Here is a 21,441-nt window from a genome sequence, read left to right as displayed (position 1 = left end):
CCGCGGCATGAACAGCCTGCCGCGCCGACCTCTTTGCAGCACTTGCCTGCGCCCTGCCGCCACCTGCATCTGCCATTGGGCGGCGCCGGTGGCCAGCACGGTCGAGGTCCTGATCCTGCAGCATCCCATGGAAGTGAGCAACGCCAAGGGCAGCGCACGCCTGCTGCACCTTTGCCTGCCCGGCAGCCGCATGGAAGTTGGCGAACAGTTTGATGAAGGCGCGCTGCAGGACCTGCTCGAGGCAGGCGGCCGCCAGCCGGTGCTGCTGTATCCCGACACGCCAGGCGACCGTTCGCTCGGCATCGCGCCGCCGCCGCAGTTCAATGCCGCGCTGGCGCCGGCGCAAGCCCGGCTGGTCGTGCTGGACGCCACCTGGCGCAAGAGCCGCAAGATGCTGTACCTGAACCCGGCGCTGCAAGCCTTGCCGCGCCTTCCGCTGCGCGACACGCCGCCATCGCATTACCTGATCCGCAAGGCGCACGCGCCGGACCAGCTCTCGACGCTGGAAGCAAGCTGCTACGCGCTGGCGCAGCTGGAGGGCGCGGAGCACGGCTACCACCGCGTCATCGCGGCCTTCGACGGCTTCGTCGCGCAGCAGCAAGCACAGGCTGCGCGCGGCAGCGTGGCTAGCTGAGAAGCTTCAGGCCCGGCGGCAGCGCCTCGCCCAGCATGCGCTGCTCGCTGGCCTGGTCGAGTTGGACAACCTCGCGCACCATGGCCGGCCAGCCTGGCGGCGCTCCCGCAGCCTGCAGCCGGCGCACGACTTCGGCGCGCAGCGCGTCGTTGATATCGCGTGAACGGTCGCCGGTCATGCGCGCCAGGTGGGCTGCTGCGAAGCCCGCCGGCTCCACCTTGCGCCAGTCCAGCAGCATGACCGCCTGCAGCCACTGCTCCACCGTTTCGACCGGCGCCACGTCGTGTGCGCTGCCGTGGAATGGCCGGCGTGCGCCGACACGGCCCAGCGCCCAGAGATAACGGGTTTGCGCGGCGAGGTTCCTTGCTTGCGCCAGCTCCCCCACCATCCAGTTGCCGATTTCCGCCTTATAGGCCGACGGAATGCGCTCCAGCGAAGCGCCCAGGCGCAGCATGTCTGCTTCGCTGCCGTTGACCAGGGTGACGGGACGGCGGCCGCGTTCACTGGCGTCGGCCTGCAGGTTGAAGGCGAAATCGTCCAGCAGGCGCAGTTGGGCCGCTGGCGGCAGGCCGCCCGATACGCGGCGCCACAGTGTCCACCACTCGGCGCAGACCTGGTTGTCCTTGTGATTTTGCACACCGGTGTCAAACATTGCCCAGAGCTGTTCGATGCGCCATTCGTCCAGCGGATGGCCGAAGCCCGGCCGCAGGCTGTAGCCGGCAAGGTTCATCCATGCGCGTTCATGCTCCGCCGATCGGCGGCGGCCCTTGGCGCGCTCCAGCAGGGCATCGAACAGGCGGCGCAGCACGGGCGTTGCCCAGCGTTCGCGGCTGCCGAGAAGGTGTTCGAGCTGGCCGCGCAGCTGGCGTACCTCCCTGGCGTCGACCTGTTGCGCGCGGCTGCCGAAGATGCGGTCGATCTTTTCCAGCGCTTCGGGCAGGCGCGCCGGCAGGGGATCGGCCTGGGCGTCATCGGCATCGGCATCGTTGGCGTCCGCGGCTGCCGTGTCGTCCGCGCCGTGTTCGCGCAGCTGGAATTCGAGCTGCCAGCGCTGGCCGTTGCTTTCGCAATGCACTTCCAGCGTGCCGACTTCAGTCAGCGAGGCCGCCAGCTGCACGGTGATTTCCTTGCGCGCGTTGGCGTCCTTGCTGTCGCGCAGCACGGTGGCAATGGCCGGCAGCGCAGTCAGCTCGCCAGGCGCCAGGTCGGCGACATCGCCCGCTTGCGGCGGCGCGGCATCGGCCAGCGTTGTGGCGATGTGAAAGCGTACCGGGCGTCCGAGCCGCAGTGCGAAGCTGCGATCGGCGAGGCGCACTTCATGGCCGCTGGCGGAGCCGCGCGGCAGCAGGCAGACGGCGCGGCGTGTTACGCCTGGAGCACGGGCATTATCGAGCAGCAGCCAATAGCTGCGCGGCGAACCGCCAGCGATGGCGGGCGCCATGCTTTGCCGGCCCAAAGCATAGGCGACGCCGCCGCGCGCGACCGCGACATCGGGATCGTCATTGTGCAGCACGCGCACCGGCTGGCCACGCCACGCCGACAGCGTGTCGGCCAGGCGCGCGGCCAGCCTGGCGGCGCGGAATACGCCCCCGTTCAGCAGCAGCGTGTCGGGAACGGCAAGCTTGCCGTCGTCAGGCACTCCCAATGCTTCACGTGCGGCGCCAGCGTGCTGGCGCAGGAAGCTGGCGAGGTGGCGCGTAATGGCCGGGTCGCTGGCGTAGGGCAGGCCGAATTCGACGATGCCGCCGCGCTTGGACTGCGCGAGCTGCTGCGTTTCGTTGAGGGGGAAGAAGCCGTCCAGCACAATGCGCTCGACGTCTGCGCGCAGCAGCGCGACGGAGCGGCTGCCGCCGATCAGTTTTGAGCCGGAGCCGAGCAAAGTGACGGCGACTTGCTCCGGTGCGTCGGCCGCGAGCAGGATTTCTTTCGCCGCGCGGCAGCGTTCCGTGAGCTGCGCCAGGCGCGCCGCGGACAGGCGCTGCGGGGGCGCCGCGCCGCTGCTGTCGCCGGCCAGGCGTTGTTCAGCCAGGTGGGCCAGCGCCAGGTCCATATTGTCGCCGCCGAGGATCAGGTGGTTGCCGACGCCGATGCGGGTCAATTGCGGCTCGCCTCCTGCCATCTCGACCTTGACCAGGGTGAAGTCGGTAGTGCCGCCGCCGACGTCCGCGACCAGGACCAGGCGTGCCTGGGCCAGGTCCTGCGCCAGCGTTGCACGGTGGCGATACAGCCAGTCATACAGGGCCGCTTGCGGTTCTTCCAGCAGGCGCAGGGCCGGCAAGCCCGCCATGCGCGCCGCTTCCAGCGTGAGCGCACGCGCGCCCTCGTCGAACGATGCGGGAATGGTCAGTACCAGCTGCTGATGCTCCAGCGGTGCGTGGGGAAAGCGCGCATTCCAGGCCGCCCGCAGGTGCGCGAGATAGCTCGCACTGGCCGCCACCGGCGACACGCGCTCGACGTCGTCCGCGGCGCCCCAGGGCAGGATCGGCGCCATGCGATCGACGCCGGTGTGGGAGAGCCAGCTCTTGGCGCTGGCGACCAGCCGGCCCGGCACCTGTCCGCCCAGCTTGCGCGCCAGGCGGCCAATGACCGCTGCGGGCGGCGCGTCTGCCCCGGCCGGCTCCGGCCACGGCAACTGCAACTCGCCCGCGGCAAATTCGCCGCTGGCCGGGTGATAACGGGACGAGGGCAGCAGCACGGCGCTGCCAACTTCGCCGGGCGCAGTGAGCTGCTCGACGTCGAGCAACTGCACGTCTCCGCCCGGCGCGGCATAGGCAAGCACCGAATTGGTGGTGCCCAGGTCGATGCTGACCAGGTATTGCGTCATTGGCCTTCGCCGGCGCCGCGCACGTCGAATTCGACCTTCCAGCGCTGGCCATCCTGCGCCACTGCCAGCAGTTCCAGGGTGCCGGACTCGCTGGCGTAAGCATGCAGGCGCACTTGCACTACCTCGCCAACGGAACGGCCTTCCGGCGCCAGCGTGGCCTGGATTTCGTTCAGCTCAATCAGTTCTTCCGGTCCCCAGAAATCGAGCACGGCGCCGATCTGGTCCTGGCGGCGCACGGAAGAACCGAAAAAGCGGAAGTGCACCGGCTCGCCCACCACCAGGCCAAACTCCTGGCCCGGCAATTCCAGCTCGCTGCCTTCTTCCATGCCGAACGGTGCAACGCACAGCGCCTGGATCGGCGGCTCCATGCCCGGAATGGCCGGCATCGACGATTCCACCGCGACGTAATAGGAGCGCGCCGTGCCGCCGCGAATGCGTACCCCGGCGCCGCGTCGCACGTAGCTGTAATAGGCCGCGCCGCGCGCGACGGCCAGGTCCAGGTCGGCGCCGTCCAGCATGCGCGCCGGTTCCCCGCCTTCCATGGACAGCCAGTCGTTGATGGTTTCCATCACACGATTGGCCAGCAGTTCGGACTTGAACACGCCGCCGTTGAACAGCACCGCGCTTGGATGCAGGAAAGTATGGGCCGGATTGGCGGCAAAGCCTTCAAGTTCCGCCGTAGCACCCGCCTGGCGCGCCAGGAAACCTGCCAGGTGCCTGGTGATTGCCGCGTCCTGCGCGTAAGGCAGGCCAAGCTGGGTCAGGCCGGCGCGGGAACGCACGGCCGGGCGCGCGGAAGCTTCCACTTTCGGGAAGAAGCCGTCGGTGATGAAGGCCGTGACTTCGGCGCGCGTCAGTTCGGTGCGGATCGAGCCGCCGATCAGCTTCGAGCCGCGGCTTGGTACCACGATCGGCCAGGTTTCGGCTTGCGCATTGGCCAGCAGGTTTTCCTTGGCGGCGCGGCAGCCGTAGGTCAGTGCGCGCATCTGCCAGGCGTCGAGCTGGGTGCCGTTGGCTGCCAGCTTGCGCGCCACCAGGTGGGCCAGCGCCAGGTCCATATTGTCGCCGCCCAGCAGGATGTGGTCTCCCACGGCCACGCGGTGCGGTTCCAGCTTGCCGTCGCGCTCGAGGATGGCGATCAGCGAGAAGTCGCTGGTACCGCCGCCCACGTCCACCACCAGGATGATGTCGCCCGGCTTGACTTCCTTGCGCCAGCGGCCGTCGCTGTTCTGGATCCAGCTGTACAGCGCCGACTGCGGTTCTTCCAGCAGGGTGACGTTCTCGTAGCCGGCGGCGCGTGCTGCTTCGGCGGTAAGTTCGCGCGCGGCCGGGTCGAACGATGCAGGGATGGTGACCGTGACTGCCTGCTGCGTGAACGGGGCATCCGGATGGGCATTGTCCCATGCTGCGCGCAGGTGTTTCAGGTAGCGGGTCGATGCTTCCAGCGGCGACACGCGCGACACCTCTTCCGGCGCGTCATGTGGCAGGATGGCTGCGCGGCGGTCCACGCCAGGGTGGCACAGCCAGCTCTTGGCGCTCGACACCAAACGGATCGGCGTGGTGGCGCCGCGGCTGCGGGCCATTTCGCCCGTCACTGCGGGCGGTCCGTCGGCTCCAGCCCAGGGCAGGGCCAGTTCGCCGGCCGCCAGCTCGTCCGGATGCGGCAGGTAGAGGAAGCTTGGCAGCAGCGGCAGTTCTTCTACCGTGCCTGGCGCGGTGAGCTGGGGGACGCCCAGCACGCCATGCCTGGTTTTCTCGCCATCGCTGGCTGCCAGTTCAACGTAGGACAGCGCGCTGTGGGTGGTGCCAAGGTCGATGCCGATGGCAAAACGCGGATCGTTCACAATTCCACCTCGGCCGGTGCCAATATCTTGGCGTCATGCGTTTCCGCCAGTTTCGGCAGGCGCACGCTGGAGGCGCGCCAGCCGCGGTGGCTCAGGGTGCCGGTGAACGGCGCCTTGCCGACCACATTGCCAGTCAGGCGCACGGCGGATGCGTCGAAACCTTCCGGCAGTGTCACGCGGCTGCCTTCCGCTTCGGAGCGGACAGCGTCGATGGTGAAATGCTCGCGCAGCACCTTGGAGCAGCCCTCGTGCACCACGCGGGCGGCGGCGCCAATGTCGGCATCCGAATATGCGGACAGGTTTTCCTGCGTGAAGTCGATCAGGCGGGCTTCGCGCTGGAACAGGGACAGGAGCTGCAGTGCTGCGTCGGGCGTGGCTTCGCGCAGGGGCGCGGCGGCTGGCACTGGGGCGGCGACTGGTGCGGGTGCTGGTGCGGCAGCCGGAGCCGCTGCGGGGCCCACGCTGTCGTCACGCACGCGGGCGGCGAATTCAGCATCGCCCAGGGTTTTGAAAAAGGCGCCAAAGGCGAGGGAAATCCTGCTCCCAAAGGAGGGCAGATTGCTAGTTTTGCTCATGTTATTGCTCTTGAATGTCGGGGGATATCCCGGAAAAGTGCGCATGATACCAGCTTGGCTTGCAGCCTTGGCGCGGGCGGATTAGAATACTGTATGTATGTACAGTAATACTTCGGGGTGCCGCATGCAGGACCATGAATTCGAAGGGCAGGTGATGCTACCGCCGCAATCGCTCAAAGCCAAAAAAGGGCGCGGTGCGGTATCAAACATGCAAGGAAGGTACGAGTTGCAGGCGCGCGAAGCGTTCGACGACGGCTGGGCACCCGATCCGGATGATGCCGAGGCTGAACTGCTTCCACCGCGCACCATGGTCACCGCGGAGACGGCCAAGACCATCCTCACGCGCAACCAATCGCCCGATATTCCGTTCAATGTTTCGCTGAACCCTTATCGCGGCTGCGAGCATGGCTGCATCTATTGTTTTGCGCGGCCATCGCATAGCTACCTGGGCTTGTCGCCCGGCCTGGATTTTGAAACCAAGCTATTCGCCAAGGTGAATGCGCCGGACCTGCTGCGCGCCGAATTGTCCAAGCCAGGTTATCAGGTGGAGTCGCTGGCACTGGGCGTGAATACCGATGCCTACCAGCCTTGCGAGCGCGAATACCAGCTCACGCGGCGCGTGCTGGAAGTGCTGGCCGAGTGCAACCATCCGGTTGGCCTGATCACCAAATCCTCGCTGATCGAGCGCGACATCGACATCCTCGCGCCGATGGCTGCGCGTAACCTGGCTGCCGCATCGGTCACCATCACCACGCTGGACAGCAAGATCTCGCGCACCCTGGAGCCGCGCGCTGCGGCTCCAGCACGCCGCTTGCGCACGATCGAAACGCTGGCCAAGGCCGGCATTCCGGTTGGCGTCAGCATTGCGCCGATCATTCCCTTCGTCACTGAGCCCGATATCGAGAAGATCATGTGCGCAGCGCGCGATGCCGGCGCGGTGATGGCGACCTATGTCGTACTGCGACTTCCGTGGGAAGTCAGCCCCTTGTTCAAGGAATGGCTGGAAGCGCATTTCCCCGATCGGGCGGCGCGCGTGATGAACCGCGTGCGCGACATGCGCGGCGGCAAGGATTACGAAGCCGAGTTCGGCGCACGCATGCGCGGCGAAGGTGTGTGGGCCGACCTGATCCTGCAGCGCATCGAGAAAGGCATCACCCGCTTCGGCTTCCATGGTCGCCACAGCAAGTTCCGCTCGCTCGACTGCACCCAGTTCAAGCGGCCTGAATACATTCCACCCTCCGGCGCCCGCGCAGTTGCCGCCGCCAAAGCGGGTCAGATGGACCTTTTTTAGGCCGCGCTGGAATTGAGCTGGCCGAGCCCATTCTGGAACGCTGACAGGGGGAAGCCTGCGCGCTAAGGGAGAAAAATTCAGCAGTTTTCAGGAGTGCTTACGGAGGGACGCCGAAGGCACACCGACTCGCCTAACGTTCAGTGCCGAGTTGCAACCGCGCCAGATGGGATTCGATCGCGTGAACGTGCTCATCATGGTGGCCCATCTCGCGCAAGGCGGTGGCCAAGCGCAGCAAGTATTCGATGTTCGGCCCGCTTGGGCCGGACGCGGAAGCGATATGGTGGGCGATTTCTGCCACGCTCGCCTCGCCCAGCCAGGCCGCGTTGTCGGCGGCGGCAATATAGATCAGGCCTTCTTCCACGCCGCCTGCTTCGAAATGGATGTCGATGGCCACGCGCAGGTAGCCGTTCTTTTCGCGATGGTCGAGGTGCGCGAATTCTTCCGGCGTAACGAGGTAGGCCATGCCGTGGCAGACGTCTCCCTCGGCTGGAATCAGTGTGGCCACGCGGCCTGGCGCTTCAGGCGTTCCACGATGATCGTGCGAGCCTTGCCAGAAGCGGCGCGACCAGCCGAAGATGTGCGCGGGCCGGCGCTCGATGAAGGGAAAGTCCGCCTTGTAAATCAGCGAGCCATAACCGAACAGCCACACCTGGTGGTGGCCGTCGAACTTGTCCATAGCCTGGTTGGCTTCAATCGTATTGTGCGACATGCGCAAATTATAGGGAATACTCGCCAAGCACGCTGATGAAGCGTTCCGCAGCCGGGGAGGGGGTGCGCGAGGTCTTGGTGTAGATGAAGAATTTTCGCTTGAGTTCCGGCTCGACCAACGGGCGCATTTCCAGTCCGTACAGCCGCACCATCGGCTCCGCATAGGGCAGGCAGGCGGTGATGCCGAGCCCTTCGGCCACCATGGCCAGCGCGGTCGTCATGAAGGTCACCTCGTTGTAGGGCGCCAGCGTGGTCATGTCGCGCAGCAGCCGTTCGGTGAACTGGCCCTGCAAGGCGATGAAGGGATGCTGGTTGACCTCCGCCCAGGCGACCGTGCGGCGGGCGGCCAGCGGGTGCGCGGACGGGAAGACCACTACGAAGGGCATCTCGAACAGCAGTTGCGCGTCCACTTCGGCCGTCACGTCGCGCTCCGGGCCGATTCCGACATCCACCTCGCCGCTGACCACGCGTGCGGCGACGTTGTCGACCGGGCAATCCACCAGTTGCACCTGCACGTCCGGATAAGAAGCGCGGAAGGCGCCGATCACCTGCGGCAGCAAGGTGCATGCCATCATCTGTGGCGCGGCCACCCGCACGATGCCCTTCTTCAAAGCCTTGCGGCTGGCGATATCGGCCATCGCCCCATCCAGGTCTTGCAGCATCTTGTCAAACAGGGGATAGAGCTCGCGCCCCACTTCGGAAAGTTGGACGCGGCGTGTATTGCGTTCCACCACTTTCACTCCCAGCAGCTGCTCCAGCTCCTTGATCTGCCCCGACAGGGCGGACTGGGTGACATGCAGCAGGTCGGCGGCCGCGGTAAAGCTGCCGGCGCGGGCGACGGCGACCAGGGCGCGCATCTGGCGAACGGTTGGACTCATCAGGAAAACTAATAAATTGACGTGAAAATATCGTTTGTATGATAGCTGAAACAAGCGTTTAATGGCGGGATACAAAGGAGCCCGCCATGAAAATCAAGCAAATCCACCACGTTGCCTACCGCTGCAAAGACGCCAAGGAAACCGTCGAGTGGTACGTCAAGCACCTGAACATGAACTTCGTGCTGGCCATCGCGGAGGATGAAGTGCCTTCGACCAAGGCCCCGGACCCCTACATGCACGTCTTCCTGGACGCCGGCCAGGGCAACATCCTGGCCTTCTTCGAGCTGCCGACGCAGAAGGAAATGGGGCGCGACGAAAATACCCCGGCCTGGGTGCAACACCTGGCGCTGGAAGTAGGATCGATGGACGAGCTGCTGGCCGCCAAGGAGCGCCTGGTGGCGGCCGGCATCGAGGTGCTGGGCCCTGTCAACCACACCATCTTCAAGTCGATCTACTTCTTCGATCCGAACGGCCACCGCCTGGAACTGGCGGCCAACACCGGCACTCCGGAAATGATGCAGAAGCTGGACGATGTGAAGTGGGAAATGCTGGAAGAATGGTCTAAAACGAAAAAGGCGCCCAAGCATGCAGCCTGGATGCACGCACCGCAGAACTAAGGAATTACATGAAACTCGCTTCCCTGAAAGACGGCAGCCGCGACGGCCGCCTGGTCGTCGTTAGCCGCGACCTGAAATCCTGCCAGCCGGTACCGAATATCGCCGCCACCATGCAGGATGCGCTGGACAACTGGGACGACGCCGCGCCGCAGCTCAAACAGATCTACGCCCTGCTGAACCAGGGCAGCGCATCGGGCGCCAAGCCTTTCGACGAAAGCATGTGCCACTCGCCGCTGCCGCGCGCCTACCAGTGGGCCGATGGTTCAGCCTACATCAACCACGTGGAACTGGTGCGCAAGGCCCGCAACGCAGAAGTGCCGGCATCGTTCTACACCGACCCGCTGATGTACCAGGGCGGCTCGGACAGCTTCGTCGGCCCGCGCGACCCGGTCTACGCGCTGGAGGAAGCCTGGGGCATCGACCTCGAAGCGGAAGTGGCCGTGATCACGGGCGACGTGAAAATGGGAGCCAGCGATGAAGAAGCGGCCATGGCAATCCGCCTGGTCATGCTGGTCAACGACGTCTCGCTGCGCAACCTGATCCCGAACGAACTGGCAAAGGGTTTCGGCTTCTTCAACTCCAAGCCAGCCAGCGCGTTCTCGCCGGTGGCAGTTACGCCGGAAGAACTGGGCAAGGCCTGGCAGGACAACAAGCTGCACCTGCCGCTGCTGGTGCAGATCAACCGCCAGCCATTCGGCAAGCCGAATGCCGGTGAAGACATGACTTTCAACTTCGCCCAGCTTGTAGCGCATGCCGCCAAGACGCGCGAGCTGTGCGCCGGCACTATCATCGGCTCCGGTACCGTGTCGAACAAGCAGGGCAGCCTGCACGGCTCCAGCATTGCCAACGGCGGCGTGGGCTACTGCTGCCTGGCCGAAGTGCGCATGTACGAAACCATCGAAGGCGGCAAGCCGGCAACCGGCTTCCTGCAATTCGGCGACACCGTGCGCATCGAGATGCATGACGCTCAAGGCAAGACCATCTTCGGCGCCATCGACCAGACCGTGCGCAATTACGGGGAACGTTAATGAAGCTCTATACCTACTTTCGCAGTTCAGCCGCTTACCGCGTCCGCATTGCGCTGAATCTGAAAGGGCTGGCGTATGAAGCGGTGCCGGTGCACTTGCTGCGCGACGGCGGCGAGCAGCTGGCGCCGGCCTATCGCAAGGTCAATCCTGCGGGACTGGTGCCGGCGCTGGAGGACAACGGCATCGTGCTGACGCAGTCGCTGGCCATCATGGAGTACCTGGAAGAGGTGCACCCGATGGTGCCCCTGCTGCCGCAGGACGCGGTGGGCCGTGCCCGCGTGCGTGCCCTGGCACAGACGGTCGCTTGCGACACGCACCCGCTGATGAACCTGCGCGTGCTCAAGCACATCAAGGGCCCGATGGGCCTGAGCGAAGAGCAAAAGATGGATTGGTACTACCACTGGATGGGCGAGGGCATGCAGGCGCTCGAAGCACACCTGGAGCGCGACGGCGACACCGGCCGCTTCTGCTATGGCGACACGCCGACCATTGCCGATTGCTGCCTGGTGCCGCAGGTGTACAACGCGCAGCGCTTCAATATCGACCTGACGCCCTTTCCGAACGTGGCGCGCATTGCTGCCAATTGTGCCGATTTGCCGGCGTTTAAGGCGGCGCATCCTTCCTCGCAGCCTGACGCAGAGTAATCAGAACTGCACGACGCGGTTGCGTCCTTCCTTCTTTGCCCGGTACAGCGCCTTGTCGGAGCGCACCAGCAGGGAGGAGGGCGTGTCCGGCGTGCGGGCCGCCGCCACGCCGATACTGATCGTCAGCTCCACCTCGGCGCCCAGCTCTGTCCGCACGCGCAACTCCGCCGCGCGTTCGCGCAAGCGCTCCGCCGCATGCACGGCCACCGCGATATGCGTCTCGGGCATCAGCAGCACAAACTCCTCTCCGCCGAAGCGCGCCACCATGTCCACCGCGCGCAGGCTCGCCGTCAGCAACGTCGCAGTCTGGATGATCGCCTGGTCGCCCACCTCGTGGCCGTAGGTATCGTTGATGCGCTTGAAGTGGTCGATATCGATCATCAGCAGCGACAGCGGGTGGTGGAAGCGCCGCGCGCGTTCCAGCTCCTGCGCAATCTGCTCCGTCATCTTGCGCCGGTTGGCGATGCCGGTCAGCGGGTCGGTGGTGGCCAGCTGCTCCAGCTTGCGGTTGGCCTGCAGGAGTTCCAGCGTGCGCTGCAAAATGCGGTCCTCCAGGCTGCTGCGTTCCGCTGCCAGCTCGGACATTGCGCGACGCCTTGAGCGCAGCGACAACACCAGCGCTGTGATCAGCAGGCCCTCGAACACGATCAGCGCGCCCGCCGTGACGATCTGCCAGCGGTACAGCTCCCACACATTGTGCGGACGATTCAAGATCACCGCATCCTGCGGCAGCTCGCGCAAGCCGGCCTGGCGCGCCGTTGGATAGTCGAAATAATAGCCCTGCACCTGGCTGGTCATGGCCGGCTGGCCCAGCAGCAGGCGCGCCATCATGCGGCCCACTGCCTCGCCGCTGACCACATAGCCGCCCACCACGCCCGGCATCACCAGTGATTCGGAATGGGTGAACAGCGGCGCCCTGGTGGCGGCTGCAATCTGCAGCGCCAGCTCGCGCGGCTGGAGCCGTGCATTGCCTTCGCCGCGCAGCGATGCCAGCATGAAGATGGCACTGCTGCGATCGAGCCGCGCGGCGCGCTGCCGCAATTCCTGTACGCTGCCATCGTCCCAGACCTCAAAGCGGATGGACGGGAAACGCGGCATCACGCTGCGGATGCGCTCCAGCCACAGCTGGCCGCGCGTAGTCTTGTCGCCGACGATGGCGATATGCTGCACGTGCGGCGCCACCAGCGGAATTACGCCGATCGCCCGCTCGAAATCGGAGCTCACCTCGTAAGCCATGCCATCGCGCGGTTGCCACTGCTCGCGCCCGTGATTGACATAGTGGCGCGGCACGCCGGCAAACAGTTCCGGATGGCTGGACAGGAAGCGCGCCGCGACGAAGTTCTCGGTCACGATGGCATCGAACTTGACGTCGGCGTACTTGGTGGCGAGGTAGGGCGCCATGCCTTCTTGCGACTTGTCCTCGCCGACCCGGTTGGCGTCGAAGCGCTCTTCGAAGATGGCCGGCGTCGCGCCTTGGCTGCTGCGTTCAAGTTCGTCGTACAGGCCCTTGTGCACCAGCCTTTGCCAGCCCGAGGAAGAATCGGCGCCTAGCGAGTACAGCACCAGTACGCGCCGCTCGTCCGCCAGGGCATGGCCGCAGGCGCAGGCCAGCCACAAGGCGGCGGCCAGGCGCTGGACAGCACGGCGGGAAAAGTGGGGGCGCATAGGGGAAATGAGTGTAGCACGGCCACGTGCAACTCAATTTCCTTAGCGGCAACTATCGTGGCAGTTTTGCAACGCTTCCGGCGCATTTAATCGACCAGCAGGGCGTACAGCTGGGCGGGCGTAATCGGCTTGACAAGATGGGCGGCAAAGCCGGCTGCATGGGCGCGTGCCTGGTCGGCCGGCTGGCCGTAGCCGGTCAAGGCCACCAGCCGCGTGTTGCCATAACCGGGACGGCGCCGCAGTTCGGTGGCCAGCTCATAACCATCCATGCCGGGCAGGCCGATGTCGAGGATGGCCAGGTCGGGCACGAAGCTGGCGCTGGCACGCAGTGCGCTGGCAGGATCGGCGACGGCCTGCACCTCGTGACCGCCGACTTCCAGCAGCGCGCGCAAGCCTTGCAGCACGTCCTGGTTGTCGTCCACCAGCAGCACGCGGCGCGGCGCGGCGGCGGCCGGGCCGCCCGGCGCTGCGCTGGCAAGGGGCGCGCTGGCCAGGTCGCCGGCCAGCGGCATGCGGATGGTGAACTCGCTGCCGGCACCAAGTCCGGCGCTGTGTGCCTCGATCTCGCCACCGTGCAGTTGCACCAGGCTGCGGGCAATCGCCAGGCCCAGTCCCAGGCCGCCGCGCGAACGGTCCAGCGATTGCGGCGCCTGCACGAATTTGTCGAACAGGTGCGGCAGCATTTCCGGGCCGATGCCGATGCCCGTATCGCCCACCCTGATCACGGCGCGACCCTCGACGGCGCCAGCCTGCAGCCGGATATGGCCTCCCAGGTTGGAATACTTGGCCGCATTCGTGAGCAGGTTGACCAGCACCTGCATAAAGCGCATCGGGTCAGCATCGACCGCCAGGCCGTGCGGCGGCACGTCCAGTTCCAGGGTTTGCTGGCGTTCTTCCAGCAGGCCGCTGACCGTCTCGAGCGCCTGCGCCAGCAGCTTGGATAGTTCGACGCGCTCGGGCCGCAGCGCAATCTTGCCTTGCGCGATGCGCGCCACATCAAGCAGGTCGTCCACCAGCCGCACCAGGTGGTGGGCCTGGCGTTCGATGGCTGCATGCTCGCGCGCCAGGCCGCCCAGGCCCTTGAGGCGCATCAGTTCCAGCGCGATCAGGATCGGCGACAGCGGGTTGCGCAGCTCGTGCCCTACCATCGCCAGGAAATCATCCTTGGTGCGGTTGGCCAGTTCGGCATCGCGCCGCGCACGCACCAGTTCCGTCACTTCGAACGCGACGATGGCGACGCGGTCCACTTCGCCGCGTGCATTGCGCACCGGCTGGTGCACATAGTCGAAATAGCATTCCTGCAGCCCGCCGTCGCGCTTCAGCATGACGCGGCGCGCCTTGCCGGTCACCGGCCGGCCGCTGGTGAGCGCCAGTTCCATCTCCTCCACCATGCCCTGGCCCTCCAGTTCCGGGAAGGCGCGCCGCATCGGCAAGCCGATCAGCTCGCGCTGCCAGCTCAGTTCCACGAAACGATCGTTGACCAGTTCAAAGCCCAGGTCGGGGCCGCGCACGATGGCGATGGCGGCCGGCGCCTGCTGGAAGGTGTTGGCCATGCGTACCATATGGGCTCGTTCGGCCTGGCGGATGCGGGCCCGCATCAGCTGCGAGTCGACCCGCGTCAGCAGTTCGCGGGCGGAGAAGGGCTTGACCAGGTAGTCGTCGGCGCCGGCATTGACGCCTTCGATGCGCGCTTCCTCGCCGGCGCGGGCCGACAGCAGCAGCACCGGCACGTCGTGCAGCGCATGGTCGGCGCGCATGGCCGCGATCAGGCCAAAGCCGTCCAGCTCGGGCATCATCACGTCCGACACCACCAGTTCCGGTACGCCGGCCGCCATGGCGTCGAGCGCTTCGCGTCCGTTGGCGGCTGTGCTGACGTGCCAGCGTTGTCGCAACATGCGCGCCAGGTAGGCGCGCATGTCGGCGTTGTCGTCCACCACCAGCACGTGTGCGCCAAGCGTCAGCAGGCTCTCGTCGTCGGCCAGGTCGAGGAATGGTTCCTCGTCGTCTTCTTGCGGCAGCCAGCGCTGCGCTTCCAGCCGGAAGGCTTCGCGCACGTCGCTGGTGTCGGCGTCGGCGACATTGGTCAACTGGTCCTCGCGCAAGTGGCTGTGGCCAAGCGGCAGCGTGATGGAGAATGTGCTGCCGGCACCCGGCCTGCTTTCCAGGTCGATGCGTCCGTGCAGCAGTTCCACCAGGTCGCGCACCAGCGCCAGGCCAATGCCGGAGCCTTCGTGCGTGCGCGAGCGCGAGCCTTCCACGCGGCGGAAGCGCTCGAAAATGCGCTGCTGCTGGTCGGGCGAAATGCCCACGCCGGTATCGGTCACCGACAGCACGGCTGACAGGCCCTGTTGCCGCAGCCTGACCGTGATGCCGCCGTCGAAGGTGAACTTGAAGGCGTTGGACAGCAGGTTCAGCACGATTTTCTCGAACAGCGCGACATCGACCCAGGCGCCGGTATCGACTTGCTCGCAGTCGACTGCCAGGTACAGGCCAGCGCTTTCGACCACCGAGCGGAAGCCGCTGGCCAGGTCGCGGGTGAGGCCGGCCAGGTCAACCCTGGCATATGTGGCGTGCATGCGACCGGCCTGCACGCGCGAGAAGTCAAGCAGGGTATTGACCAGCTTTTGCAGGCGCAGGGCGTTGCGCTGCGCAAGACGCAGGCGTTCGTGGTGCACAGCCGGCAGGCGGCTGGCGCTGTCGCCCAGCGCTTCTTCGATGGGGCCCAGCATCAGCGTCAGCGGCGTGCGGAATTCGTGGCTCACGTTGCTGAAGAAGGCGGTCTTGGCGCGGTCCAGTTCAGCCAGCGCTTCGGCGCGCTGGCGCTGCTCGGCAGCGGCGCTGGCATTCTGCACGGCAGCCGATAGCTGACCCGCCACCAGGTCGCAGAAGGTGCGGTATTCCGTATCGAGCTGGCGGGCGGGGCTGATGCCCAGGACCAGCACCCCATCCGTGATGGGCAAGGCCAGCGCCAAGCGCACCGCCTGGCCTGCAAGGCCGGAAGGCAGGCCGGGCATGCCCTCCGTTGCTATTGTTGCCGCTTCGCCGCTGGCCAGGACTTGTTCCACTGGCCACAGCGCCAGGTCGCAGGCTTCCTCCGCAACGTGCGCCGTTTGCTGCAGGCGCGTGGTGTCGCCGGCGCGCTTGAACAACAGCGCAAAAGGCATATCGTCCCGATTCTCGGCGATCGTGTGCATGGCCGTGGCGCAGGCGCTGGCCACGTCCTGCTCGCGCAATGCGCTGGCCGACAGCGTCGACAGCGTGGCCAGGCGGCGCGCGTTCAGGCGCGTACCGGTGGTGTCGGTGGAAGGGCAAAACAGGCCGCCGACTGCGCCGGCTTCATTGAAGATCGGACTGTAGGAAAAGGAGTACCAGACTTCTTCCACCCAGTCGCCGCGGCTCATGAAAAGCTGCACCGCGTCGACGTAGCTCGATTCGGCGCGCTGGAATACCTTGTCGACCAGCGGGCCGCAGTAGTGCCAGATTTCGGCCCAGACCTGCTGCGCCGGCCGGCCCAGCGCCGCTGGGTGCTTGGCCGCACCCAGCACGTCGATGTAGGCGTCGTTGTAGAGAAAGATGGCATCCGGACCCCAGCCGATCCAGATCGGATGGCTCGAATTCAGCATCAGGTTGACGGTCGTGCGCAAGCTCTGCGGCCAGGCATCGAGCGGGCCAAGCGGCGTGGAAGACCAGTCGAAGGCTGCGATCTGCTGGCCTAGCGCACCTGGGGAAGCAAGAAACTGCAAGCTTTCCGGTTCGATAGTCACACGTTTCTCTAACTGTCATTTTTAGCAATTCTGCACTGTACGGAACTTGAACGGCGCACACAAGTGTCCTATACAGACAAGGCTCCGGCCGCGTTTGACAGCACGATGCAAGCAACGGATACTGGGGCGATGACGATGCCGCCTATTCCCATCCGTAAGGAGTGCCCGCCGGGCGCCTGCGACTGCCAGCGCGAGTCGCTGCTCGAGGACCCGCAGGCCGACTTGCGCGTCCTGCGCCTGACCAAGGAGGAAGAGAAGCGCCTGCTCGAACGCATCGAGGCCATCTCCACATATGCGGAGCTGATGCGCATTGGCCAGCGCCTGGAAGAGCAGCTTGGCGTCTCGGTCCGCATCGCGCCCGGCCCGAACGAAGTGCGTACTGTGCGCGGCTTCCAGATCGAACTGGGCGTGCGGCCCGGCCTGTGTCGAAAAACGCGGCAAACTGTACCAGCGGCGATACGCAAATGCCTTGATCGACACCCGGAAATCGCTTTTGCAATCCTGAATGCCCACGATTTGTTTGCCGGGCAGTAAAATATATTTGCTCCCTATCAAATCGAAAGCTGTATGTTTTGCAATATTCCGCGCGTGCTTCGCATGTCCTTCCTCGCTGCCACATTGGCCCAGCCGCTGGCCTGGGGACAGGATGTAACAGCTCGCCTGGGGCAGTTGCGGGAGTTTTCCTACCTCGCCACCAATAGCACCCTGGCCGAATTGCAGAAACTGAAACCGCAGGTCGGGCAGTGGCCGCAGCGCGACCAGGCGACTTATTATTCCGTGCTCAGCAAAGTTACCCGGACTGCGGACCGCGCCACGTCGCTGAAGGCGGTCGCGGAGGAAGAGCGCATCGGCCACCAACTGGATGACGAATCGATCATCGCCAACAGCTTGCTCGACCGTTCCTATCTTTTCTCTGCACTTGAAGACCGGGAGGCGGCAAGCAGGAATCTGGAACTGGCGCACCAGCTCGCCGAACAAACCAGCGATCTTGCACTGCAGGCCAAAGTGATCCTTACCGTTGGCCAGGATGAAATCCGCCGCGGGAATGGGCGCAAAGGACTTGAGTACATCGACAATGCCGTGGCGCTGGCTGACAAGTCGGGGCAGCCCATCGCTCAATTCATGGCGCTGCGCGCCAGGGCCTATGCGTTGAACGGTCTGGCCGGCGGCAGCCAGGAAGCACTGAAGTCGATCGACGTCTTGAAAGCCAAGGCTGCGCTGATCCCGCTCGATGGACCGATGATCCGGGCCCGCTATGCCGAGTGGGAGATCGCCGAAAGCGCGGGCCAGGTTGCACGCGCCCGTGAAGCCCTGAACGACGTGGTGGCCTGGCTGCAGAAACACCATATGGATGAAGATGTGCCCGAGCTGCAAGTCACCCTGGCCGACATGAGCTTGAAAAGCCAGGACTACAAGGAGGCTTTGTCGCTCAGCCAGGAATCCAAGAAGGCCGCGCTGGCTACCGGCAACACTGAAATGGCGGAGATTTCGCAGTTCAACGAAGGGATCGCCCTGATTTACCTGGGCCAGCTTGACGCAGGCAGGGATGCCATCGAGGCGGTCAACATTGAGATGATGGATGCCGACGCGCTGTCGGAGTATGCGCGGGCGCTGGACTATGTCGGCCTGAAGGAGCTTGCGCTGCAGGTCTACGCGCGCGCAGGACGCAAGGCGCAGGACGCCAGCACGGTGCAGACACAACTCCAGAAAAGAGAGCGCGAAGACGAAGAACTCTTGCGCCAGAAGGATGAAAACACCAAGGATTTGCGCAACCAGTCGAAGCTGCGGCGGGCCTGGTCGGTGGCCGCAGCACTGGCTGCGGCAGCCTTGCTCGCGGTGGCTTTCCTGTACCGCAAGCTGCGCGCTGCCAACGTCAGGCTGAAGAATTCCGATTCCCCGGCGGAATAGCATGTTAAATTTGCATCTCGCGTGAATCACCCACCGGGAGGCAGGCATGCAAAGCAGCAGTCCAAGACGTGAATTCCTGAAACAGGCAGGCATGGCGGGGGTGGCGACCGCCTTGGGCAGCCCAACGCTGTCGGCGCTGGCCGCTTCGCGCAGCGTGACACTGCCGTTTGAAAATGGCGAGCGGGAGCTGGTAGCGTTTCCGCAGAAGCGCCCCATGATCGTGCTGACCAGCCGCCCGCCGCAACTCGAGACCCCTTTCAGCGTTTTTGGCGAAGGCGTGCTGACGCCCAACGATGCCTTCTTCGTGCGCTATCACTGGAGCGCCATCCCGACCTCGATCGAGCCGCAAACCTACCGGTTGAAAGTCGGCGGCCACGTCAACATGCCGCTGGAACTGTCGCTGGCGGAACTGCGCCAACTCGCCGACCCGGTCGAGCTCGTCGCAGTCAATCAATGCTCGGGCAATAGCCGCGGCCACTTCGCGCCGCGCGCCAACGGCGGCCAGCTTTCCAACGGCGCGATGGGCAATGCGCGCTGGACCGGTGTGCCGCTGAAAAAAGTGCTGGAGCGCGCGGGTATCAAGGCCGGCGCCGTGCAGGTGGCGTTCAACGGCCTCGATACGCCGCCCGCCGGCGACGGCCCCGATTTCGTCAAGTCGCTCAATATCGACCATGCGCTGGATGGGGAGGTCATGCTGGCGTGGCAAATGAACGGCGAAGACCTGCCAATGCTGAACGGCTATCCGCTGCGCCTGGTGGTGCCGGGCTATTACGGTACGTACTGGATCAAGCACCTGTCGGACATCATGGTGCTGGACAAGCCTTTCGACGGTTTCTGGGTAGCCAACGCCTACCGCATCGCCGACAACGCCTGCGCTTGCGTCGCACCGGGTACGACGCCGGCTAAGACGGTGCCGATCAACCGCTTCAACGTACGATCTTTCATTACCAGCCACCAGGACGGTGCGCGGCTCAAAGCCGGCAAGCCGGTGGTTGTGAAAGGCATCGCCTTCGACGGCGGCTATGGAATTACGGAAGTCGCCTTCTCGGCCGACGGCGGCAAGAGCTGGCAGGCCGCGACCCTCGGCAAGGACCTGGGCAAGTATTCCTTCCGCGAGTGGAGCGCTTCGTTCAAGCCGGGCAAGGGCGAGCACGCGCTGATGGTGCGCGCCGTGAACCGCATCGGCCAGAGCCAGCCTTCGACCGCACTGTGGAACGCGGCCGGCTATATGCGCAACGTGGTGGAAACCACCCGCGTCATCGCGGCTTGAGGAGGAGCCGATGAAGACCTTTGCCATCATGCTCCTGCTGTGCGCAGGCGCCGCCAGTGCTGCCGAGATCAAGCTGCCCGACGAGACGGCGGCCTACCAACAGAGCACGCTGCCCGGCTACCAGCTCGTGCTGGCCAACTGCCTGCTTTGCCATTCGGCGCAATACGCGCAGATGCAGCCGCCAGCGTCGCCGCGCAGCTACTGGGAGGCTACGGTGAAGAAAATGAAGAAACCGTTCGGCGCCCAGTTCTCGGACGACGACATACCCGCCATGGTGGATTACCTCACCAAAGTCTACGGTGCGGAGAAGCCCAAGCCGTAGACCGCAATGGCTGGCGGCGATACAATCTCGCCTTTGCCCATCGCCGACAGCCGCCATGACGATTCCTAGCCCCATCCTGCAAGCGCTCGACCGAGCCCACCCTTCGTGGCGTCCGATCCTGGAGCGCGGCCTGCAGGCGATTGCGGCGGCCAACCCGGCCTACCTGCCGGAACTGGCGGTTGATAGCTATCTGCCGACCGAACTGCGCCTGTTTGCCGCCTTCCAGCAGCCGCTGGAGCAGGTGCGCTACGTGCTGGTGGGCGAGGGGCCTTATCCGCGCGCTGAAAGCGCTACCGGCGTCTGTTTCATGGACGGCGCCGTCAAGGGCCTGTGGTCGGAAGAGGAGGGCGGCGGCCTGTCCAAGCCCGTCAACAAAGCCACCTCGCTGCGCAATTTCATGAAAATGCTGCTGGTCGCCGACGGCCAGCTTGAAGAGGGCAATACCGCCGGCGAAGCCCTGGCGGCCTGCTCGACCCGCGCCAGGGCCGGCGCGGCGATCCAGACCCTGGCCGAGATGCAGGAGCGCCTGCACAGCCACGGCTTCCTGCTGCTGAACGCCTCGCTGGTGTTCCGCCCGCATGTTGCTCCGGTGAAAGACGCCAAGGCCTGGCTGCCATTCTTCGACACCGTGATGCAGGCGCTCGCTATCCAGCAGCCAAAACTCATTCTGTGGGGAAAGATTGCCGAGCAGCTCAACAAGCTGCCAAGCGTGCAGGCCCTGCCGCAGATCGTGGCGGAGCATCCGTACAACCTGTCGTTTATTGCCAATAAGGAAATGCAGGCGCTGTTTGGCCCGATGGGGTTGCTGAAGCGCTGAGTAGCATACCTGCGCAGGCGCGTATTGCCCCTCGGACACTCGGGGGAGCGTCCGGCAAGGTCTGCGCAACTCTGTTATACTTGACTAAATCGTTCAAGTAATCAGGTTTTGATGTGCGAGAACAGAACGATATTTTAACTGAGTTGAACCGAGGTTGTGATGCGTCTGACTACCAAAGGCCGTTTTGCAGTGACTGCGATGATTGACCTGGCGATGCGCCAGGGCAAGGGTCCGGTGACGCTTTCCGGAATCAGCCAGCGCCAGTCGATTTCCCTGTCTTATCTCGAACAATTGTTCGGCAAGCTGCGCCGCCACGAAATCGTGGAATCGATCCGCGGCCCTGGCGGCGGCTACAGCCTGGCCCGCAAGGCAGACAAGGTGACCGTCGCCGACATTATTATTGCTGTTGACGAACCGCTCGATGCAACCCAGTGCGGCGGCAAGGAGAATTGCCACGGCGCCGACCACGCGAACGGCGCCCGCTGCATGACCCACGAACTGTGGGCCACCCTGAACGAAAAGATGGTCGACTACCTGGATTCCGTGTCGCTGCAGGACCTGGTGGACCAGCAAAAAGCCAAGGCCGCGGCAGAGCAGCCAGTCCATGTGCACCGCAACAGCAACCAAGCAGCCCTCGGTTAACCGAATTGGA

Annotated in this window: 18 protein-coding genes; 11 read left to right on the top strand and 7 right to left on the bottom strand. The window is 65.0% G+C overall.

Annotated elements, in window-relative coordinates; all coding sequences use genetic code 11:
• The first annotated feature begins 7 nt into the window (after positions 1–7).
• Positions 8–634, top strand: a complete 627-nt coding sequence (locus ACN9MZ_RS21390) for a tRNA-uridine aminocarboxypropyltransferase (RefSeq protein WP_426338921.1) — start codon at positions 8–10, stop codon at positions 632–634.
• Here the strand turns inward: ACN9MZ_RS21390 and ACN9MZ_RS21385 are convergent.
• The 3 genes from ACN9MZ_RS21385 to ACN9MZ_RS21375 are packed head-to-tail and all read right to left on the bottom strand — an operon-like array spanning position 627 to position 5,877.
• Positions 627–3,458: an Hsp70 family protein gene (locus ACN9MZ_RS21385; protein WP_426338920.1), complete on the bottom strand. Its 2,832-nt coding sequence runs from the start codon at positions 3,456–3,458 to the stop codon at positions 627–629. The two genes, ACN9MZ_RS21390 and ACN9MZ_RS21385, sit on opposite strands and share 8 nt — an antisense overlap.
• Positions 3,455–5,302: an Hsp70 family protein gene (locus ACN9MZ_RS21380; protein WP_426338919.1), complete on the bottom strand. Its 1,848-nt coding sequence runs from the start codon at positions 5,300–5,302 to the stop codon at positions 3,455–3,457. Before ACN9MZ_RS21380 ends, ACN9MZ_RS21385 begins: the two co-directional genes overlap by 4 nt.
• Positions 5,299–5,877 carry a DUF2760 domain-containing protein gene (locus tag ACN9MZ_RS21375; protein ID WP_426338918.1) on the bottom strand — a complete coding sequence of 193 codons (579 nt, stop codon included), beginning with the start codon at positions 5,875–5,877 and terminating at the stop codon, positions 5,299–5,301. Before ACN9MZ_RS21375 ends, ACN9MZ_RS21380 begins: the two co-directional genes overlap by 4 nt.
• A 124-nt stretch (positions 5,878–6,001) precedes the next feature.
• Here ACN9MZ_RS21375 and ACN9MZ_RS21370 point away from each other — a divergent pair, with 124 nt between their 5' ends.
• Positions 6,002–7,168 carry a PA0069 family radical SAM protein gene (locus ACN9MZ_RS21370; protein ID WP_426338917.1) on the top strand — a complete coding sequence of 389 codons (1,167 nt, stop codon included), beginning with the start codon at positions 6,002–6,004 and terminating at the stop codon, positions 7,166–7,168.
• Positions 7,169–7,298: 130 nt separating this feature from the next.
• Here ACN9MZ_RS21370 and ACN9MZ_RS21365 read toward each other — a convergent pair whose 3' ends face one another.
• Both ACN9MZ_RS21365 and ACN9MZ_RS21360 read right to left on the bottom strand, forming a co-directional pair.
• Positions 7,299–7,877 carry a gamma-glutamylcyclotransferase gene (locus ACN9MZ_RS21365; protein ID WP_426338916.1) on the bottom strand — a complete coding sequence of 193 codons (579 nt, stop codon included), beginning with the start codon at positions 7,875–7,877 and terminating at the stop codon, positions 7,299–7,301.
• 7 nt (positions 7,878–7,884) lie between these two features.
• The gene (locus ACN9MZ_RS21360; RefSeq protein ID WP_426338915.1) at positions 7,885–8,754 is read right to left on the bottom strand and encodes a LysR family transcriptional regulator; all 870 of its coding nucleotides are present in this window, start codon (positions 8,752–8,754) and stop codon (positions 7,885–7,887) included.
• 86 nt (positions 8,755–8,840) lie between these two features.
• On the opposite strand from ACN9MZ_RS21360, the gene ACN9MZ_RS21355 reads away from it, so the two are divergent.
• From ACN9MZ_RS21355 to maiA, 3 genes are read left to right on the top strand one after another with little or no spacing between them, the layout of a single operon-like run.
• Positions 8,841–9,371, top strand: coding sequence for a VOC family protein (locus tag ACN9MZ_RS21355; RefSeq protein ID WP_426338914.1), 531 nt, complete (start codon positions 8,841–8,843; stop codon positions 9,369–9,371).
• An 8-nt stretch (positions 9,372–9,379) separates the two neighbouring features.
• Entirely contained in the window at positions 9,380–10,399 is a 1,020-nt protein-coding gene (locus ACN9MZ_RS21350) for a fumarylacetoacetate hydrolase family protein (protein ID WP_426338913.1), read from the top strand.
• Entirely contained in the window at positions 10,399–11,043 is a 645-nt protein-coding gene (maiA, locus tag ACN9MZ_RS21345; protein WP_426338912.1) for a maleylacetoacetate isomerase, read from the top strand. The genes ACN9MZ_RS21350 and maiA overlap by 1 nt, the downstream gene beginning before the upstream one ends.
• Here the strand turns inward: maiA and ACN9MZ_RS21340 are convergent, their stop codons facing one another.
• Both ACN9MZ_RS21340 and ACN9MZ_RS21335 read right to left on the bottom strand, forming a co-directional pair.
• Positions 11,044–12,708: a diguanylate cyclase gene (locus ACN9MZ_RS21340; RefSeq protein ID WP_426338911.1), complete on the bottom strand. Its 1,665-nt coding sequence runs from the start codon at positions 12,706–12,708 to the stop codon at positions 11,044–11,046. It abuts the gene before it with no gap.
• Between the two features lie 86 nt (positions 12,709–12,794).
• Complete coding sequence (locus ACN9MZ_RS21335) at positions 12,795–16,472, bottom strand: ATP-binding protein (protein WP_426338910.1); 3,678 nt, start codon at positions 16,470–16,472, stop codon at positions 12,795–12,797.
• A gap of 129 nt (positions 16,473–16,601) precedes the next feature.
• On the opposite strand from ACN9MZ_RS21335, the gene ACN9MZ_RS21330 reads away from it, so the two are divergent.
• The 6 genes from ACN9MZ_RS21330 (at position 16,602) to iscR (ending at position 21,431) form a co-directional block, all read left to right on the top strand.
• Complete coding sequence (locus ACN9MZ_RS21330; RefSeq protein WP_426338909.1) at positions 16,602–17,006, top strand: hypothetical protein; 405 nt, start codon at positions 16,602–16,604, stop codon at positions 17,004–17,006.
• A 63-nt stretch (positions 17,007–17,069) separates the two neighbouring features.
• Positions 17,070–18,380, top strand: coding sequence for a hypothetical protein (locus ACN9MZ_RS21325; protein WP_426338908.1), 1,311 nt, complete (start codon positions 17,070–17,072; stop codon positions 18,378–18,380).
• 46 nt (positions 18,381–18,426) lie between these two features.
• On the top strand, positions 18,427–19,650 hold the full coding sequence (locus tag ACN9MZ_RS21320; protein WP_426338907.1) for a molybdopterin-dependent oxidoreductase: 1,224 nt from the start codon (positions 18,427–18,429) through the stop codon (positions 19,648–19,650).
• A gap of 10 nt (positions 19,651–19,660) precedes the next feature.
• The gene (locus ACN9MZ_RS21315; protein WP_426338906.1) at positions 19,661–19,972 is read left to right on the top strand and encodes a c-type cytochrome; all 312 of its coding nucleotides are present in this window, start codon (positions 19,661–19,663) and stop codon (positions 19,970–19,972) included.
• 55 nt (positions 19,973–20,027) lie between these two features.
• Positions 20,028–20,789 carry a uracil-DNA glycosylase gene (locus ACN9MZ_RS21310; protein ID WP_426338905.1) on the top strand — a complete coding sequence of 254 codons (762 nt, stop codon included), beginning with the start codon at positions 20,028–20,030 and terminating at the stop codon, positions 20,787–20,789.
• Positions 20,790–20,948: 159 nt separating this feature from the next.
• Entirely contained in the window at positions 20,949–21,431 is a 483-nt protein-coding gene (iscR, locus tag ACN9MZ_RS21305; protein WP_057259448.1) for a Fe-S cluster assembly transcriptional regulator IscR, read from the top strand.
• Positions 21,432–21,441 lie beyond the last annotated feature (10 nt).

The organism is Pseudoduganella sp. S-14 (assembly GCF_049913285.1).
Taxonomy (GTDB): domain Bacteria; phylum Pseudomonadota; class Gammaproteobacteria; order Burkholderiales; family Burkholderiaceae_D; genus Rugamonas.
The sequence above is the reverse complement of the archived record's forward strand: the minus strand, read 5'-3'. Positions and strand labels throughout refer to the sequence as shown.

Bases quoted from the DNA above. Each gene is read 5' to 3' on its own strand.
- maiA (WP_426338912.1), top strand. From the start codon at position 10,399: ATGAAGCTCTATACCTACTTTCGCAGTTCAGCCGCTTACCGCGTCCGC.
- ACN9MZ_RS21370 (WP_426338917.1), top strand. From the start codon at position 6,002: ATGCAGGACCATGAATTCGAAGGGCAGGTGATGCTACCGCCGCAATCG.
- ACN9MZ_RS21310 (WP_426338905.1), top strand. From the start codon at position 20,028: ATGACGATTCCTAGCCCCATCCTGCAAGCGCTCGACCGAGCCCACCCT.
- ACN9MZ_RS21375 (WP_426338918.1), bottom strand. From the start codon at position 5,877: ATGAGCAAAACTAGCAATCTGCCCTCCTTTGGGAGCAGGATTTCCCTC.
- ACN9MZ_RS21320 (WP_426338907.1), top strand. From the start codon at position 18,427: ATGCAAAGCAGCAGTCCAAGACGTGAATTCCTGAAACAGGCAGGCATG.
- ACN9MZ_RS21355 (WP_426338914.1), top strand. From the start codon at position 8,841: ATGAAAATCAAGCAAATCCACCACGTTGCCTACCGCTGCAAAGACGCC.
- ACN9MZ_RS21390 (WP_426338921.1), top strand. From the start codon at position 8: ATGAACAGCCTGCCGCGCCGACCTCTTTGCAGCACTTGCCTGCGCCCT.
- ACN9MZ_RS21330 (WP_426338909.1), top strand. From the start codon at position 16,602: ATGACGATGCCGCCTATTCCCATCCGTAAGGAGTGCCCGCCGGGCGCC.
- ACN9MZ_RS21325 (WP_426338908.1), top strand. From the start codon at position 17,070: ATGTCCTTCCTCGCTGCCACATTGGCCCAGCCGCTGGCCTGGGGACAG.
- ACN9MZ_RS21385 (WP_426338920.1), bottom strand. From the start codon at position 3,458: ATGACGCAATACCTGGTCAGCATCGACCTGGGCACCACCAATTCGGTG.
- ACN9MZ_RS21365 (WP_426338916.1), bottom strand. From the start codon at position 7,877: ATGTCGCACAATACGATTGAAGCCAACCAGGCTATGGACAAGTTCGAC.
- ACN9MZ_RS21315 (WP_426338906.1), top strand. From the start codon at position 19,661: ATGAAGACCTTTGCCATCATGCTCCTGCTGTGCGCAGGCGCCGCCAGT.
- ACN9MZ_RS21340 (WP_426338911.1), bottom strand. From the start codon at position 12,708: ATGCGCCCCCACTTTTCCCGCCGTGCTGTCCAGCGCCTGGCCGCCGCC.
- ACN9MZ_RS21360 (WP_426338915.1), bottom strand. From the start codon at position 8,754: ATGAGTCCAACCGTTCGCCAGATGCGCGCCCTGGTCGCCGTCGCCCGC.
- ACN9MZ_RS21350 (WP_426338913.1), top strand. From the start codon at position 9,380: ATGAAACTCGCTTCCCTGAAAGACGGCAGCCGCGACGGCCGCCTGGTC.
- iscR (WP_057259448.1), top strand. From the start codon at position 20,949: ATGCGTCTGACTACCAAAGGCCGTTTTGCAGTGACTGCGATGATTGAC.